The sequence below is a fragment of the Pseudoalteromonas sp. genome (assembly GCF_018402495.1).
In the GTDB taxonomy this organism is placed as follows: domain Bacteria; phylum Pseudomonadota; class Gammaproteobacteria; order Enterobacterales; family Alteromonadaceae; genus Pseudoalteromonas.
On record NZ_JAGYIU010000002.1, the window covers coordinates 703417 to 719899 of the forward strand.

A 16483-nucleotide genomic window follows, 5' to 3' on the forward strand; every position below is an offset into this window, starting at 1 on the left:
TGCTCAAATATTTTTGAATGGATATAATTTTTGAAAAAATTACTCCCAAGCATCGATTGATTTCATCAATGCCGAAATCATACGGGAAAGTTCACGAGTCTCCTCAATCCATTCACTGGCCTTTGTCGTATCAACCTCACCTATTTTTAATGCAATGTAAATTTGAGAGCGTAATTCTCCACAACTCCCCTTAGAATATGATAAAAATCGAGCATAATCTTTAGGTGTTACTCGTTCATAACGTTATTCGATAAGTCCGTTTATCTCACCTCTTCGAGGCCGCGCAAGCGCGTTCAAAATTTGCTCCTGCAATTTTGTCTGCTATATTTGAAGAAATTGAAAGTGCAGATCGTGTTATTTGATCTTTTAAACCAAACTCTTTGCTCTGCTTAAAATGTAAATAAATCTCGCAGGCTAAATCGGCTGAACGTTGCCATACCCTTAAATCTTCAAACCTCATAACATAACCAGTCAGCTAAAACATGCTTAACTTATAACTGTAAAATAAGAAAGACACAAAGCTTAGATCAAACTTATAGCTTGAACCTTGAGTCTTGAACCTTGAACCTTGAACCTTGAACCTTGAGTCTTGAACCTTGAACCTTGAACCTTGAGTCTTGAACCTTGAGTCTTGAACCTTGAACCTTGAACCTTGAGTCTTGAACCTTGAACCTTGAACCTTGAGTCTTGAACCTTGAACCTTGAACCTTGAACCTTGAACCTTGAACCTTGAACCTTGAGTCTTGAACCTTGAACCTTGAACCTTGAACCTTGAACCAAAATCTTATAGCTACAAAACAAAAAACCCAGCATAAGCTGGGTTTTTGAATTCTTGATAACGTAAAAATTAACGTTTTGAGAATTGTGGACGCTTACGCGCTTTCTTAAGACCCACTTTCTTACGTTCAACTTTACGTGCATCACGAGTAACGAAACCTGCTTTACGAAGTTGTGGACGTAGTGACTCGTCAAACTCCATAAGTGCACGAGTGATACCGTGACGGATAGCACCAGCTTGACCAGTAGTACCACCACCAGAAACGGTGATGTGTAAGTCAAACTTCTCTTTCATGTCAACAAGCTCAAGAGCTTGGTTAACAACCATACGTGCTGTTTCGCGACCAAAGTACTCTTCTAAAGAGCGCTTGTTGATTACGATATTACCAGTGCCTGGGCGTAAGAATACGCGAGCACTTGAACTTTTACGACGACCTGTACCGTAGTATTGATTTGCCATGATAGTGCTCCTTAAATGTCTAGAACCTGAGGCTGTTGTGCAGCATGGTTGTGCTCAGTACCTGCGTAAACTTTAAGTTTACGGTACATAGCGCGGCCTAAAGGACCACGTGGCAACATGCCTTTTACAGCTTTCTCGATGATCATTTCAGGCTTTGCAGCTTGAAGTTTATCAAAAGTAGTAGACTTAAGACCACCTGGGAAACCAGAGTGAGCATAGTACACTTTGTCTTTGAATTTATTACCAGTAACAGTAACTTTTTCAGCGTTGATAACGATGATGTAATCACCAGTATCTACGTGCGGTGTGTACTCAGCTTTATGCTTACCGCGTAGGCGATGAGCGATTTCAGTAGCGATGCGACCTAAAGTTTTACCTTCAGCGTCAACTACGTACCAGTCACGTTTTACTGTTTCTGGTTTAGCAACAAACGTTTTCATTTATAAAAATCCAATGTTTTTCAATTAAAACCACAGGTAGTTATGATTAACTACCGCTCTAAGTATGCTACAACCCCTTCGAGTTTTAGACTTTTGCGCCGCTCACAAGTGGCTAAACTATATGAGGGCATAGAACGCAACGTGGCAGACGCGAGAGTATACCAGCACTTAAAACACATTACTACCAGCCGGTTGTTTTTTCCGCAAGAAAGTTATTACTCAGCGGTCAGCGGTCAGCGGTCAGCGGTCAGCGGTCAGCGGTCAGCGGTCAGCGGTCAGCGGTCAGAAAAGCTAATTATAACTTTAGAGTCAACAGAAAATACTTCCTTGCTGAAAATAGATATTTGTAGTTAATAAAATATCAACTAGGATAAAAACTGAGTATAAGGATTTGGTATTATGAACTTTGAAAACTTAGAAGTATGGAAGCGCTCAGCCCGCCTTAGCGCTGATATTTACAAAAATACACAACTAATTAAAGACTTTAGCTTTAGAGATCAATTAACACGCTCTGGTTTATCTGTTCCTAGTAATATAGCTGAGGGCATGACAAGAGAGAGTGATAAAGAAAAAACACGCTTTTTAGATATCGCTCGCTCTTCGCTTGCAGAGGCAAGAACCCAAATATATATTGGCATCGATATTAACTATATTGATACCGACATAGGTAAGTCTTGGCTAAATGAAACAGTCCAGCTGTCAAAAATGCTAACAAGTTTGATAGCAAAAATAAAAACAAGTGAGTAACCATTCTTACTGACAGCTGAAAACTTACAGCTGACAGCTGACAGCTATTCTCTACTTCTGACACACCTCACAAAAAACGGTGCTGCGTTGCCCTAGGCGGATTTCGGTTAATTCGGTATCGCAATTTACACAAGGCAGGCCTTTTCGGCCATACACTAATAGCTGCTGAGCAAAGTAACCCGGCTTACCATCACTTTGAGCAAAGTCTTTTAACGTAGTGCCACCTTGGGTAATGGCAGCGGCTAAGGTGTCTTTTATAATTGGGATCAACGCTTGGTAGCGTTTAAGGCTTACTTTACCGGCCTCTTTACGAGGATCAATACCCGCCTTAAATAACGACTCGTTAGCGTAAATATTACCGACCCCCACCACCACCGCGTTATTCATAATAAACTGCTTAACGGGCACTTTTTTATTGCGAGACTGCTCATAAACACGCTTAGCAAAAAAATCATCAGTAAGTGGCTCAGGGCCTAATTTAGCAAGTAGCGTATGCTCCTCATTGGGGGCTTGCCATAAACAACAACCAAAGCGGCGTGAATCGTTTAAACGCAGCGCCTTATTATTAGCAAAAATAAACTCAACATGGTCATGCTTTTTAAGCGGCTCAGTTTTATTAACAACGCGTAAATTACCCGACATCCCTAAATGTAAAATGGTAGCGCCTAGCTCACAATGCAAAAGTAAATATTTAGCGCGGCGCTCAATACTCGTAACAACTAACCCCTCAAGTTGGTACACCTCATCTGGCACAGGCCAGCGCATACTGGCATTATAAATATTTACCTTAGTAACAACTTGGTTTAACACATGGGGAGTAATGCCCATACGGCTTACTTCTACCTCGGGTAATTCGGGCATTTTAAAACGCTCACTTATAAAAAATTAAAACTAGGAAATAATTGCTCAGCCACGGCTAAATCAAGCATAAATACGCGCTGACTACTTTTATCGAATAAATAATATTGCCCTTGTACTTTATATAATAAATACACCCAAGCCAAAGGCTCACCAGCAAGTTCGAACGTAGCGGCCGTTAAAGATCTATTTAAATCAACAGATTCAGGCAAAGTGGTGGTCATCAACGCGGTATTTTGCCATAAATAGACCAGCTCACTCAGTTGCTGCTCAGTACCTTGCCAATAAAGCGGCACTTCATTTTGTAAGGCAGTAGTACGCCAGCTTGTACCTATACGCTCAATTTTTTGGTCGCTAAAAGTAAGCGTTAATACAAAACTTTGCACAGGAAGTAGTGGCTGCAATTGCGCCTGCGTTTCATCGTTGCCAATTTTTTTATGCAAACCATTTAAAAAGAAGATCATGATCAACATAGAAAAAATAATAACGTTATTCCAACCTTTGCGGCTTAATCGCATATGCAGTTCCTAATTTGTATAAGGTTTTCAAGTTTAGCTAAAACTTAATTGCACTGTCTATATGTTAAAACCTAAAGACTTTGCTAAAATACCAACAAATTTTAAGGAGTTTAGTCAATGTCAATGTATGTAGTAGGCCATAAAATCCCAGATTCTGATTCAATTTGCGGTGCAATTGCGCTCGCTTATTTAAAAAATCAAATTGATGAACCAGCAATCCCAACCCGCCTTGGTGAAGTATCGCCAGAAACACAATTTATTTTAGATAGATTTGGCTTTGAAGCACCCGAGCTAAAACTAAGCTACGCAGGCGAAGACGTTTATATTGTAGATCACACCGAAAAAACCCAAGCGCCTGACGACATAGACCAAGCTCGCGTTGTTGGCGTGGTAGATCACCACAAACTAGGTGATTTAACCTCATCAACACCGCTTGAGTGTTGGATCCGCCCTGTTGGTTGTTCTAACACCATTATTAAAATGATGTACGATTTTTACAACGTAGAAATCCCCAAAGATATCGCTGGCATTATGCTTTGCGCTATTTTAAGTGACACCGTTATTTTTAAATCGCCAACCTGCACCACTGCCGATATAAAATGTGTTGAAGCCCTTGCTGAAATTGCCGGCATTGAAGACTTTAAAGAACTAGGCATGGACATGTTCCGCGTTAAATCAGCCGTTGAAGACACACCCGTACGTGACTTAGTAATGCGCGACTTTAAAGACTTTAACATGAACGGCAACCTCGTTGGTATAGGCCAATTAGAAGTTATAGACCTTGCGGTATTTGACGACATAAAAGCCGACCTTGAAGCCGACATTGCCAAACTTAAAGAAGAAGGCGGCCGCCACTCAGTATTTTTACTGCTAACCGACATAATGAAAGAAGGCTCACAAATGCTAATTGCATCAGACGACGCAAGCCTAGTTGAGCAAGCCTACGGTGAAAAACCACAAGACGGTAAAGTATGGCTAAACGGCGTATTAAGCCGCAAAAAACAAGTAGTCCCCCCACTACAAGACGCTTTTAAAAGCTAGGTTCGAGGTTCGAGGTTCGAGGAGTGGGCTTCGAGAAATTTAAAAACCTTGCGGTAAACATCGCAAGGTTTTTTTATACCTGTAGCAGCGAGTTCACCTCGCGTCGGTTTTAGATTTAATGTCTACCCGCGCCCCGAAGCCCGCAACCCGCAACCCGTAACATAAAGTGCGCGGCATAAAGCCCCGCCTACAACACAATTAAAACGCGGTGCTTAACCGTAGGCGGGAGTTTACCTCGCGTCGGTTTTAGGTTTAATGTCTACCCGCGCCCCGAAGCCCGCAACCCGTAACATAAAGTGCGCGGCATAAAGCCCCGCCTACAAAACAATTAAAACGCGGTGCTTAACCGTAAGCGGGAGTTTACCTCGCGCAGAGTTTAGATATTGTGCAACCCAATTAATTACCTGCTATGTTTATCTATAAAACCACAAGATATAAAAATGAAAAAATCACAAAACCTAAGGACGGGTCGTATTTCAATTCCCAATCACTTTTACAGCGTAACCCTAGTTATTAATAACAGACAAAGGTTATTAAGCGACTTGAGCCTCAACAGAAAAATAATTTATGAAATTAAGCAACTTGAAGAAGAAGGTGCCTGTAAAAGTATTGCTTTTGTCTTCATGCCAGACCATATACATTGGCTTTTTCAGCTAAAAGTAAGCATGCATTTAAGCGCTTTAATTAGGCTATTTAAAGGCCGTTGCACCAAACTTGCTAGGGAGCACTACAAAATTAATAAGCTTTGGCAAAATGATTATTACGATCATATGATACGGGACGAAAAAGATCTAATTAATTATGCGCGCTATATAATTGCAAACCCGCTTAGAGCTAATATCGTTAATAACGTTGGCGATTACCCATTTTGGGATTGTATTTATTTAAAATGAAATATAAAAACCTTGTAGGCGGGAGTTTACCTCGCGCATGTTTAAATAAAGTGCGCGGCATAAAGCCCCGCCTACAAAACAATTAAAACGCGGTGCTTAACCGTAGGCGGGAGTTTACCTCGCGCATGTTTAAGTAAAGTGCGCGGCATAAAGCCCCGCCTACAACACAATTAAAACGCGGTGGTTAACCGCGTCTCGTCGCCCGTAACCCGTCACCCGTCACCCGTAACCCGTGGCCCGTGGCCCGCAGGCCGCCGACAAAACAACAAATAAGGAGCACACAATGAACATACTTCACCACGGAGCGGTTAATGGCGTAACAGGCTCGTGCCACCAGCTGGTTATAAACAACCACTCATCAATACTTATAGATTGTGGGTTATTTCAAGGCGAAGACAGCAAAGCCGACCTATCAATCGAATTTAATATAAACACCATAAACGCATTAATAGTGACCCATTGCCATATTGATCACGTAGGCCGCATTCCTTACCTACTTATGGCAGGATTTAAAGGGCCCATATTTACCTCAGTGGCATCGGCCAGCTTACTGCCACTCGTTATTGAAGACGCATTAAAAGTAGGCGTTACCCGCGATCAAAAAATAATAAATGCCTGCTTAAAATTACTTAAACAGCAAGTTGTAGCGGTTGATTTTAAAACCTGGTTTGAGCTGCCCTGCAACGGCGAACATACAGCCAAAGCGCGATTACAACGAGCAGGGCATATTTTAGGCTCAGCCTATGTAGAAATAGACATAATCCCAGCAGTGCATAAAACCAAAAACAGCCACCGCGTAGTGTTTTCTGGCGATTTAGGCGCGCCTTACACACCTTTATTACCCGCCCCCAAAGCCCCCTACAAAGCCGATACCTTAGTGATAGAATCAACCTATGGTGATAAAAACCACCAAGGCCGTAAGCAACGCACGCAAACATTAAAAGCCGTGATTGAACGCGCCGTAGCCGATAACGGCGTAGTGCTTGTACCCGCGTTTAGCATAGGGCGCACGCAAGAGCTGTTATACGAGCTTGAACAGCTTATTCATGCATCAGCCAAACACTCACCGTGGCGCACAATAAACGTAATACTCGACTCACCCATGGCCGCAAACTTTACCCAGCAGTACCGCAAGTTTAAATATTTATGGGATGAAGAAGCCAAACAAAAAGTAGCCAAAGGCCGCCACCCGCTCGACTTTGAAAACCTGACCACCATAAACACCCACAGCGAGCACTTAGCAATAATAAATTACTTATCCACCCGACAAACACCCGCCATTATTTTAGCTGCAAGCGGTATGTGCAGCGGTGGGCGAATTGTTAACTACCTAGAACGCTTTTTAACCGACAAAACCACCGACGTACTCTTTGTAGGTTACCAAGGGCGCGGCACCCTAGGGCGCGATATACAAAAATACGGCCCACGTAACGGCTATGTATTTATAAATAATACGCGCATTAATATAAACGCCCAAATACACACCATAAGCGGCTACAGCGCCCACGCCGATCAAACCGGGTTAATTAAATTTGTAACCGGCATGCGTAAAAAACCCAGCCACATAAAAATAGTCCACGGCGACAACGACGCCAAAAACGCACTCGCAGCAAAATACAAAGAAATATTAGGAAACGATGTAAATGTTGAAATTGGAAAGGGTAAAGAATAGAAGAAATTAGAAATTAGAAGTTAAAAGTTAAAAGTTAGAAGTTAGAAATTAGAAATCAGAAATCAGAAGTTAGAAGTTAGAAGTCAGAAGTCAGAAGTCAGAAGTCAGAAGTCAGATATTAGAAATTAGAAATTAGAAATTAGAAATTAGAAATTAGAAATTAGAAATTAGAAATTAGAAATTAGAAGTCAGAAGTCAGAAGTCAGAAGTTAGAAGTTAGAAGTTAGAAGTTAGAAGTTAGAAGTTAGAAGTTAGAAGTTAGAAGTTAGAAGTTAGAAATTAGAAGTTAGAAATTAGAAGTTAGAAGTCAGATATCAGAAGTCTTATTTTAATCTAGGAGATCGTAATGAACTTTGAGCATTTAGATGTATGGAAAAGATCTGTAAAACTCAGTTGTGAAATTTATAAATCTACCGCTAATTTAAAAGATTATGGGTTTAGAGATCAGTTAACTCGGTCTGCGCTATCGGTTCCCAGCAATATAGCTGAGGGGGTTTGCAGAGAAAGCTTTAAAGAAAAAAGCCGCTTTATTGATATTGCACGCGCCTCACTAGGTGAAGCGCGCACCCAAATCTATATTGGAGATGAAATTGGCTATTTACCAAAAGGTATAAGCCAAGTATGGGTTTTAGAAACAAAAGAGTTAGCAGCTATGCTAACTAGCTTAAAAAATAGGTTCGACTCTGCTTGATTTCTGATTTCTGCTATCTGATTTCTAAAACCTGCTCTTTAACCTTTAACTATTCGCCTTTAACCTTCTTTTTGCACCACAGAGAACACCGAGGCGCTTCGCGCTACACAGAGAAAACAAAACAATTAAAACACGGTGCTTAACCGTAGGCGGGAGTTTACCTCGCGCATGTTTAAGTAAAGTGCGCGGCATAAAGCCCCGCCTACAAAACAATTAAAACACGGTGCTTAACCGTAGGCGGGAGTTTACCTCGCGCATGTTTAAGTAAAGTGCGCGGCATAAAGCCCCGCCTACAAAATAATTAAAACGCGGTGGTTTCCCCGCAACCCGAAGCCCGTCGCCCGCAACCCTTCACCTTTAACCCTTCCCCTTTCACCTTTAACCTTTATATTTAATCACTTCCTCTGTGCACTCTGTGACCTCTGTGGTAAATAAAATAACTTAAAAAATAGGTTCGACTCTGCTTGATTTCTGATTTCTACTATCTGATTTCTAAAACCTGCTCTTTAACCTTCACCCTTTAACCTTTATATTTAATCACTTCCTCTGTGACCTCTGTGGTAAATAAAATAGCTTAAAAAATAGGTTCGACTCTGCTTGATTTCTGATTTCTGCTATCTGATTTCTAAAACCTGCTCTTTTACCTTCACCCTTTAACCTTTATATTTAATCACTTCCTCTGTGCACTCTGTGACCTCTGTGGTAAATAAAATAACTTAAAAAATAGGTTCGACTCTGCTTGATTTCTGATTTCTACTATCTGATTTCTAAAACCTGCTCTTTCACCCTTAACCTTTCACCTTTAACCTTTATATTTAATCACTTACTCTGTGACCTCTGTGGTAAATAAAATAACTTAAAAAATAGGTTCGACTCTGCTTGATTTCTGATTTCTACTATCTGATTTCTAAAACCTGCTCTTTCCCCTTTCCCCAAAACGAAAAAAAGCCGCATAAATGCGGCTTTTAGGCTTAATCCCCAATAGGAACTAACAAAATATTAGTTACCGCCAGTACCACCGGTACCGCCAGTAGTTGTATCACACTCTAAAGATTCAGTGCGAGTTTCGTTCTCACCGTCAGCTGTTACAGTAAATGTTGCATCAGCAATTGACTCTAAAGTACCTGTGTACTTAACATTTACAGTGTAAGTTTCGCCGTCAACCATGTTGTCTAATGCATAGTTACCAGCGCCATCGCCTTTAGCGATACGAGATGACTTACCAGCACGGTTGTATTTAACTAACGCGCCAGATGCACCAACAGAAACATCAGTATCGTTACTACACTGAGCAACAATAGCTAAAGACTCTGATTGGTAAGTAACTTCAGGTGCTGATAGAGCAACATTTACGTCACCACAAATTGCAACTTCACTTTCTGAATCAAACCAAACGTTACCTTCAAGGTCACGCATACGAACACGAGTTTGAGCTGTATCACTAATACCAATAAACGAAACTAAAGCAGTAGGTAAAGTTAGGTTTTCTTTTACGCCTGAAAGTGTACGGTCAACATCACTTGAGCTAATACGTAGGTTTAAACCAGACGCAGGTATTGCATCGGTGTCACCAGATAGTAAAAAGCGAACTGGCGTACTACATACGTCCGACTCAGTCGTGGCAGCAAAAAACGTTAAGTGGTCAGTTGTAAAGCTACCAGTAGTACCAGTAACTGTTACGTTTTGATCTTCAGCAGTCCAAACACCTGTGTCTTCATTTTGTGAAGAAAGGCCTAAAGAAGCAGGAGAACCCGCTTTAACAGCCATTTCTACATTAATAGGGCTAGAGAATTTCTTAACTTTAACACCATTTTCGTTAACCATTTCAACACTTGCTACACCTGATGGTGAAAGCACTTTTGTTGAATCAGCACTATTTAAACCTTGTGGCACAATAGAAGCTGCAGCAGCAGAACCAGGCTTAGCTGTAACTACTTTAACGCTAACAGAACCCGTTACCGGCGCGCCGTTTGCATCTTGTAATACTGTGTTTGCAGGGATCACAACTTTAGAAGTTGCACCGTCGTTGTTATCAACGTCAACTTCAATTGGAGTGTCGCTTGTACCGTCTTCGCCAATAGTAGCTTCAACTGGGTCAGCTACAGCTAAATCAGCAGTGCTTGCAGAAGTTAAGCCTAGCTCAACCGATACATCACCGTCTTCAATACCTGCTAAGTCAACAACAAAAGATTTTGATACATAGCCTTCAGATGTAACAACAGCTGTTACTTGGCTTAGGTCTGCACCGTCTTTCAGTTGAAAAACAAAGCTACCGTCTTCAGAATCGATTGTTGCAGTTACATTACCATCAATGTCAACAATATTTTCAGACGCTACGCCGGCTTCAAAAAATGTAACCGTTGCAGAAAGCGCATCTGCATTTTCTAAATCGACTACGTTACCGTAAACTACAGCGCTAATTTCTGCAGGTGCTTCAGGTGGAACTACTACAACCGGTGGCGGCGGCGGTGGTGGTGTTACTTTATTATCGTCGTCATCGCTTAAACAGCCAGTAAGAACGAACGTTGATGCTACAGACAGGGCTAATAGCGATTTTTTGTTAGTTAACATAGGGAGTCCTTTTATTCCTTTATATAAACAATCAATAAACAAGGTTTTTTACTCGTTAATATAGTAGCGCATACTTTAAAAAAGTATAGTTATAACGCAACAAAAAGGGCAAAAAACCAACATTTTTTAATTAGGCGCATAAAGCGCCAAACAGTTAATTTGTTATTATCATATAGACTAACTGGTAACTTGTACAATAGTTAGGCTAAAAAATTGTTACCGAAATTGTTATCGGTAAGTTAAGTACACTTCTTTTAGTCGGGCTAAGTTAGCGTAAATATAATCGCTAGACGCACGCCCCTGATTTAACAGTAAATTATCTAAATTTACCGCTGTACCTGGGGTATACCCTTGGTTAAATACCAAACGATTATGCGACTCACCAATTTGCGAGCTTATGCTATGCCTGTACTCGCTAGTACCGGTTACTTGCCCGTAGCGAGTAACCGCCATATCTTTACGCGGCGTTAGCGGAATACTAATACTGGCACCAGCTTTTTGGGCGTCGGTATTTTCATAAAATAACCCAATGTAGCTGTCGCCAAACCAAAAACGGCTTTCTAACTTAACGCCGCTGTCGCCGTAAAAGTAGTTACCCACTTGGGCGTGCAGGGTCATATTTTGTTCAACCCAATTATATTGATACGAAAGGGCTTGGTATTCTTCGCTGCCTAGGTAGTCTTGGTATTCAAAATAACCTAACTTGGCACTTACTTTATGGCGGCCTTGCTTGCTTAACCACGCGGTTTCGTTGGTTATGCCCTCAAAGTCGTAATATTCTTTAAAAAAGCCCACTTGTGTTTGGTTATAAAAACCAAACGGCAATTTAAAGGTTTGATGCACAGCCGCGCGTGTTATGCCGGTTTCTTTTCTGTAGTTATGATACGGTTTGTTTTTGTCGTAATCGTCGCTATTGGCCAGGTGCACTTGGCCGCTTACTATAACCCCGCCGCCTTGCCATAAAGGCACCTCTAAATCGGCTTTTAGCGCTAACGAGTAATCGTATACACCTATTTCTGTAGCATAGGTATTACTAATAGTGGGGCTTAAAGTTAAACGCGGTTTAAAATAAGGTGAGTTAGCATAGGTTGCGCCAATCCAGGTAAGCCCACCGGGTGGGGTTACTGCATTTTGTGTTATGGCTAAATCGGGGGTAATACCATTAACAATAAATTCGCGGTAGTTATCTACCTCGCCCTGTAAGGTAAACAGCGCAATATTGTATTTATTTAACTGAATATGAAACCCAGCCTGTTGCTCGGTAATTATTTCGCTTACTCGGCCTAATACTAACCCTAACGCGTCTATGTCGTTACGGTTAAAGGTGGCGTTTTCAAATTCAATGTATATTTGCTTGTCAACGCTGTAAGCCACGGCTATGTTTTCAAAGCCGTCTTTAGCTAGTTGTGTTTTTAATGCTAAGGCTTGTTTGTTAAGCGTAGGCTCGCTATAGGTAACACCTAAAGGCGCTGAATGTACACCGCTGCGCGAAACATCGGCTTGCGTGGTGGTGTGTTTGTTAGCCGTATTATTAGCACGCTTTACCGCTGCGTTTGCCGTACTAGGCGTTGGCGCATTAGCTGTTGCGTGCTGTTTTAAACTGGTTTTAGCCGGTAACGCCGCGGTAGTGTGTGTTGGCGCGGGAGCCGGTTGTGGGTAATTAACTTGGTTACTTAAAGGCAGGGTAAAATTAACCCCCCAATAATTGCTTTCATCCTCAGAAAAATCAGTACTACTATAAAAACGGCTGGTAAAGGTAAGCTCACCAATATCGTAAAGCCACTTTTTAGGCACTGTAATACGCGCAGCGGCGTTTACAGCCTCGGCGTCGTACTCGGTTAATAGGCTAAACCACTCAAGTGGCTGCCACTCTACCCCTGCAAACACCCCATCCATTTGCCCCATGCGGCGGTCGGTTGAGCCCACCCCGCCACTAAACCTAAAATCCCATAACTCTTTTGATGCAACCGCATAAAAAGTTTTATAGTTATTGGCCGCGCCTTCAAAGTCTCTTGCACCTATGGCAAAACTAAACCAGTCTTGAGGGATATACGGTACTTGGTACTTAATATTAAACGATAAATCTCGAGTTTGCCCACGGCCCGCAGAGTGAAACATATTGTCGTGCATGGTGTTAGATGCCACAAACCCACCTACCTCAAGCCCTTTTAACAACCCCGCCGAAAAAGCAAAGTTGTGGCCATCCATGTATTTTTGCCCACGAAAATCAAGCTGGTTATTGTAACCAATATCAATGGTGCCTTTATTTAAAACATGTGCATTAGGGGTATTAATTAAGCCAGTGTAACCAGTAAACGATTGATACGTTTTAATATCGCTGGCAACAACAGGTAAGCTCAATGCCGCAGCACAGCTTAAAAACAAAGTATTAAATTTAGGCATAGGTGAGTCCGGGTTAAAATTATAAAATCCATCAATTTCTGGGTTCTAGGTTCTAGGTTCTAGGTTCTAGGTTCTAGGTTCTAGGTTCTAGGTTCTAGGTTCTAGGTTCTAGGTTCTAGGTTCTAGGTTCTAGCGCAAAGTTTAAAGGGGAAAGGTCAAAGTTACAAGAATTTAGAATTTAGGTTTGTAGCAGCGGGTTTACCCCGCGTCAAAATTACCCGTAGGCGGGAGTTTACCTCGCGTATGTTTTAGAATTCAGGTTCGTAGCAGGTTTACCCCGCGTCAAAATTAACCGTAGGCGGGAGTTTACCTCGCGCATGTTTTAGAATTCAGGTTCGTAGCGGGTTTACCCCGCGTCAAAATTACCCGTAGGCGGGAGTTTACCTCGCGCATGTTTTAGAATTTAGGTTCGTAGCGGGTTTACCCCGCGTCAAAATTACCCGTAGGCGGGAGTTTACCCCGCGCATGTTTTAGGTTTAATGTCTACCCACGCCCCGAAACCCGACGCCCGTAACCTTTGTATTTAATCACTTCCTCTGTGCACTCTGTGACCTCTGTGGTAAATAGTGTTTAATATTTTTTCACCACAGAGAACACCGAGGCGCTTCGCGCTACACAGAGCAGAAAAGTTTTAGGTTTAATGTCTACCCGCGCCCCGAAACCCACCGCTCGTAACCTTTGCATTTAATCACTTCCTCTGTGCACTCTGTGACCTCTGTGGTAAATAGTGTTTAATATTTTTCACCACAGAGAACACCGAGGCGCTTCGCGCTACACAGAGCAGAAAAGTTTTAGGTTTAATATCTACCCGCGCCCCGAAACCCGACGCCCGTAACCTTTGTACTTAATCACTTCCTCTGTGCACTCTGTGACCTCTGTGGTAAATAGTGTTTAATATTTTTTTCACCACAGAAAACACCGAGGCGCTTCGCGCTACACAGAGCAGAAAAGCTTACGCGGCGTAAAACCCCGCCTACGATTAACCCAAACACTATGCTTGGCTTAATCTCTACCTAGTACCTAAAGCCTATTTTTCAATCACTACCAAACAAATCGCGGGTGTATACTTTATCTGCTACGTCGCTTAGTTCGTCTGCCATACGGTTAGACACAATAACATCTGCTAACTGTTTAAACTCGGCAAAATCTTTCATTACGCGTGAGTTAAAAAATGCCTCGTCGGCTAAGGCCGGTTCATAAATAACAACCTCAATGCCTTTGGCTTTAATGCGCTTCATAATTCCTTGAATTGACGAAGCTCTAAAATTATCTGAGCCGGTTTTCATTACTAAGCGGTATATACCAACCACTTTAGGGTTGCGCTTTAAAATAGAGGCGGCAATAAAGTCTTTACGTGTAGTATTTGCCTCTACAATGGCACCAATCATATTATTGGGTACATCTTTGTAGTTTGCTAATAGCTGCTTGGTGTCTTTTGGAAGGCAGTAACCGCCATAACCAAACGAAGGGTTGTTATAATGGCTACCAATTCGAGGATCTAACCCTACGCCTTGTATAATTTGTTTGGCATTTAAGCCATGGCTTTCTGCGTAGCTATCTAGCTCGTTAAAGTAGGCAACCCGCATGGCAAGGTAAGTGTTTGAGAATAACTTAATTGCCTCAGCTTCTGTAGAATCTGTAAACAAAATATCAATATTTTCTTTTATAGCACCTTGCGCCAATAAGTTAGCAAAGGTTGATGCGCGCTCGCTTTGCTCACCCACAATAATCCGCGATGGGTATAAGTTATCGTGCAATGCTTTACCCTCGCGTAAAAACTCTGGCGAGAATAGTATGTTACTCGTAGCAAACTTCTCTTTTACTGATTGTGTGTAACCCACAGGCACTGTTGATTTAATAACCATAGTAGCCATTGGGTTTATTTTAATTACATCGGCAATAACCGATTCAACCGAGCTGGTATTAAAATAGTTAGTTACTGGGTCGTAATCGGTAGGGGTGGCAATAATTACAAACTCAGCATTAACCAAAGCCGACTCTTTATTAGTAGTGGCGGTAAAATTTAATGGCTTATTATGTAAAAAATCACTTATTTCAACGTCAACAATAGGTGACTGCTTGTTTTTTAATAGGGCTACTTTATTATCGTCAATATCTAACGCAACCACCTTATTGTGTTGCGCAAGCAACATAGCGTTCGACAAGCCAACATAGCCTGTACCAACTACTGTAATTTTCATGTTAATCCTTTAAGATTAGTCAGTATTTTAATAAAACAAATTTAATTTGCGGCATTTACTTTCCTGCTGAGTATTCTTTTTCAGGCAGTGCTAATTTTCGTCTAAAAAAGTTCATTACTGTGCAGTAATTTATAAGTATAAGTAAGTACACACCAAACAAAGTAATAAAACCATAAAACATTAAAAACTCGGGTATTAAAAATACTTCGCCAATTATACCTACGCTAGCAAACAATGTAGCAACAAAGCATATTAAAATAAGGGTTTGTGTTGAGCTACAGCCTAGGCGCTGGCATATGTGGTGCAAGTGCTCGCGGTCTGGCTTAAAGGGCGATTTACCTTGTTTAATACGGCGTATCATAATTGCAACCATATCCATTAAAGGCACAGCAATTAACCATAGGGCAGTCACTGGGCGAATCATTGCATTACCGGGGTTTTGGCTTGCGCCAATAAGCAACCAAATAACAGTAAAACCAATCATCATACTGCCGGCATCGCCCATAAAAACTTTACGCTCGCGTCCTGTTAGGCCAAGGTTCATAATAATATATGGCACCATACAAACTACTAACAATAAACATAAATAACTTAGGCTTTGTTCATTACGCATGCTTAATAAAATACCAATAGCACCAAAGGTAACAACCGAAAGCCCACCTAACAGCCCGTCAATACCGTCAACCATGTTAAATGCGTTAATACAGCCAATAACAGCAAATACTGTTATTACTACGCCAAACAGCCCTAGCTCTATAACACCAAACCCAAACAGGTTGCCTAGCGTGTGTAGTTCAGCATTTGCAAAGTAAATCATAGCAACAGAAATTAACGCCTGAACTAACATGCGTATTTTTACGCTTAAATCAAAGCGATCGTCCAAAGCACCAACAGCTGTTAACCCACAAATACAGAGCATGTATAAATTAGCATGGTTAATCATGTTAGGGTGCGTATAAATATAATTAACTATAGTTATACAAATTGCCACACCACCTACTAATGGCACATTACCCGTATGCATTTTTCGGCCCGACGGCTTATCTACAAGGCCCACCCTACGAGCAACCTTACGCATTAAGAATAAAATTGCAAAGGCTATAAAAAAGGTGAGGAATAAATCTATAAACATAGTAGTTCCATTAGTAAATTTAATATTTTAATCCATAAGAGCGTTGTTAAAAAATAGCTATTTCTAGCACTAAATAAGT

14 protein-coding genes and 1 pseudogene are annotated in these 16483 nt (G+C 41.4%); 5 read left to right on the forward strand and 10 right to left on the reverse strand.

The genetic code is table 11. The features are described 5' to 3' along the window. Positions 1–39 precede the first annotated feature (39 nt). From KG708_RS17585 to rplM, 4 genes and pseudogenes are all read right to left on the reverse strand, one after another. Positions 40–180: pseudogene (locus KG708_RS17585) on the reverse strand (four helix bundle protein); the annotation flags it as partial. Between the two features lie 85 nt (positions 181–265). Continuing rightward, positions 266–460, reverse strand: coding sequence for a four helix bundle protein (locus KG708_RS17590; protein ID WP_301003340.1), 195 nt, complete (start codon positions 458–460; stop codon positions 266–268). Between the two features lie 387 nt (positions 461–847). Beyond that, a complete protein-coding gene (gene rpsI, locus KG708_RS08780) occupies positions 848–1240 on the reverse strand; it encodes a 30S ribosomal protein S9 (protein WP_213609347.1) in 393 nt (130 codons plus the stop codon). An 8-nt stretch (positions 1241–1248) separates the two neighbouring features. Then, positions 1249–1677, reverse strand: a complete 429-nt coding sequence (rplM, locus tag KG708_RS08785) for a 50S ribosomal protein L13 (RefSeq protein WP_002957960.1) — start codon at positions 1675–1677, stop codon at positions 1249–1251. A gap of 399 nt (positions 1678–2076) precedes the next feature. Between rplM and KG708_RS08790 the strand changes: the two genes are divergently transcribed. Continuing rightward, entirely contained in the window at positions 2077–2424 is a 348-nt protein-coding gene (locus KG708_RS08790) for a four helix bundle protein (RefSeq protein ID WP_213609012.1), read from the forward strand. A 51-nt stretch (positions 2425–2475) separates the two neighbouring features. On the opposite strand, the gene mutM is transcribed toward KG708_RS08790, so the two are convergent. Together mutM and KG708_RS08800 are read right to left on the reverse strand one after the other, a co-directional pair. Further along, positions 2476–3285 (reverse strand): bifunctional DNA-formamidopyrimidine glycosylase/DNA-(apurinic or apyrimidinic site) lyase, encoded by an 810-nt coding sequence (gene mutM, locus KG708_RS08795; protein WP_213609013.1) that lies wholly within the window; start codon positions 3283–3285, stop codon positions 2476–2478. A 14-nt stretch (positions 3286–3299) separates the two neighbouring features. Continuing rightward, entirely contained in the window at positions 3300–3800 is a 501-nt protein-coding gene (locus KG708_RS08800) for a hypothetical protein (protein ID WP_213609014.1), read from the reverse strand. 117 nt (positions 3801–3917) lie between these two features. On the opposite strand from KG708_RS08800, the gene KG708_RS08805 reads away from it, so the two are divergent. From KG708_RS08805 to KG708_RS08820, 4 genes are all read left to right on the forward strand, one after another. Continuing rightward, positions 3918–4841, forward strand: coding sequence for a manganese-dependent inorganic pyrophosphatase (locus KG708_RS08805; RefSeq protein ID WP_213609015.1), 924 nt, complete (start codon positions 3918–3920; stop codon positions 4839–4841). A gap of 440 nt (positions 4842–5281) precedes the next feature. Beyond that, positions 5282–5734 carry a transposase gene (locus KG708_RS08810; RefSeq protein WP_213609016.1) on the forward strand — a complete coding sequence of 151 codons (453 nt, stop codon included), beginning with the start codon at positions 5282–5284 and terminating at the stop codon, positions 5732–5734. A gap of 283 nt (positions 5735–6017) precedes the next feature. Then, positions 6018–7406, forward strand: a complete 1389-nt coding sequence (locus tag KG708_RS08815; RefSeq protein ID WP_213609017.1) for an MBL fold metallo-hydrolase — start codon at positions 6018–6020, stop codon at positions 7404–7406. A 346-nt stretch (positions 7407–7752) separates the two neighbouring features. Further along, positions 7753–8097 (forward strand): four helix bundle protein, encoded by a 345-nt coding sequence (locus KG708_RS08820; protein WP_013464033.1) that lies wholly within the window; start codon positions 7753–7755, stop codon positions 8095–8097. A gap of 999 nt (positions 8098–9096) precedes the next feature. On the opposite strand, the gene KG708_RS08825 is transcribed toward KG708_RS08820, so the two are convergent. From KG708_RS08825 to wecA, 4 genes are all read right to left on the reverse strand, one after another. Then, positions 9097–10668, reverse strand: a complete 1572-nt coding sequence (locus tag KG708_RS08825; protein ID WP_213609018.1) for a hypothetical protein — start codon at positions 10666–10668, stop codon at positions 9097–9099. A gap of 228 nt (positions 10669–10896) precedes the next feature. After that, positions 10897–13071, reverse strand: coding sequence for a YjbH domain-containing protein (locus tag KG708_RS08830; protein ID WP_213609019.1), 2175 nt, complete (start codon positions 13069–13071; stop codon positions 10897–10899). Positions 13072–14105: 1034 nt separating this feature from the next. After that, positions 14106–15272, reverse strand: a complete 1167-nt coding sequence (locus KG708_RS08835) for a nucleotide sugar dehydrogenase (RefSeq protein WP_213609020.1) — start codon at positions 15270–15272, stop codon at positions 14106–14108. Positions 15273–15327: 55 nt separating this feature from the next. Then, complete coding sequence (wecA, locus tag KG708_RS08840) at positions 15328–16404, reverse strand: UDP-N-acetylglucosamine--undecaprenyl-phosphate N-acetylglucosaminephosphotransferase (protein WP_213609021.1); 1077 nt, start codon at positions 16402–16404, stop codon at positions 15328–15330. Positions 16405–16483 lie beyond the last annotated feature (79 nt).

What these genes read in the sequence shown, in the direction of transcription:
- mutM (WP_213609013.1), bottom strand. Translation starts at nt 3,285, where the DNA reads ATGCCCGAATTACCCGAGGTAGAAGTAAGCCGTATGGGCATTACTCCC.
- KG708_RS17590 (WP_301003340.1), bottom strand. Translation starts at nt 460, where the DNA reads ATGAGGTTTGAAGATTTAAGGGTATGGCAACGTTCAGCCGATTTAGCC.
- rplM (WP_002957960.1), bottom strand. Translation starts at nt 1,677, where the DNA reads ATGAAAACGTTTGTTGCTAAACCAGAAACAGTAAAACGTGACTGGTAC.
- KG708_RS08830 (WP_213609019.1), bottom strand. Translation starts at nt 13,071, where the DNA reads ATGCCTAAATTTAATACTTTGTTTTTAAGCTGTGCTGCGGCATTGAGC.
- KG708_RS08790 (WP_213609012.1), top strand. Translation starts at nt 2,077, where the DNA reads ATGAACTTTGAAAACTTAGAAGTATGGAAGCGCTCAGCCCGCCTTAGC.
- KG708_RS08815 (WP_213609017.1), top strand. Translation starts at nt 6,018, where the DNA reads ATGAACATACTTCACCACGGAGCGGTTAATGGCGTAACAGGCTCGTGC.
- KG708_RS08835 (WP_213609020.1), bottom strand. Translation starts at nt 15,272, where the DNA reads ATGAAAATTACAGTAGTTGGTACAGGCTATGTTGGCTTGTCGAACGCT.
- wecA (WP_213609021.1), bottom strand. Translation starts at nt 16,404, where the DNA reads ATGTTTATAGATTTATTCCTCACCTTTTTTATAGCCTTTGCAATTTTA.
- KG708_RS08800 (WP_213609014.1), bottom strand. Translation starts at nt 3,800, where the DNA reads ATGCGATTAAGCCGCAAAGGTTGGAATAACGTTATTATTTTTTCTATG.
- KG708_RS08825 (WP_213609018.1), bottom strand. Translation starts at nt 10,668, where the DNA reads ATGTTAACTAACAAAAAATCGCTATTAGCCCTGTCTGTAGCATCAACG.
- KG708_RS08810 (WP_213609016.1), top strand. Translation starts at nt 5,282, where the DNA reads ATGAAAAAATCACAAAACCTAAGGACGGGTCGTATTTCAATTCCCAAT.
- KG708_RS08820 (WP_013464033.1), top strand. Translation starts at nt 7,753, where the DNA reads ATGAACTTTGAGCATTTAGATGTATGGAAAAGATCTGTAAAACTCAGT.
- KG708_RS08805 (WP_213609015.1), top strand. Translation starts at nt 3,918, where the DNA reads ATGTCAATGTATGTAGTAGGCCATAAAATCCCAGATTCTGATTCAATT.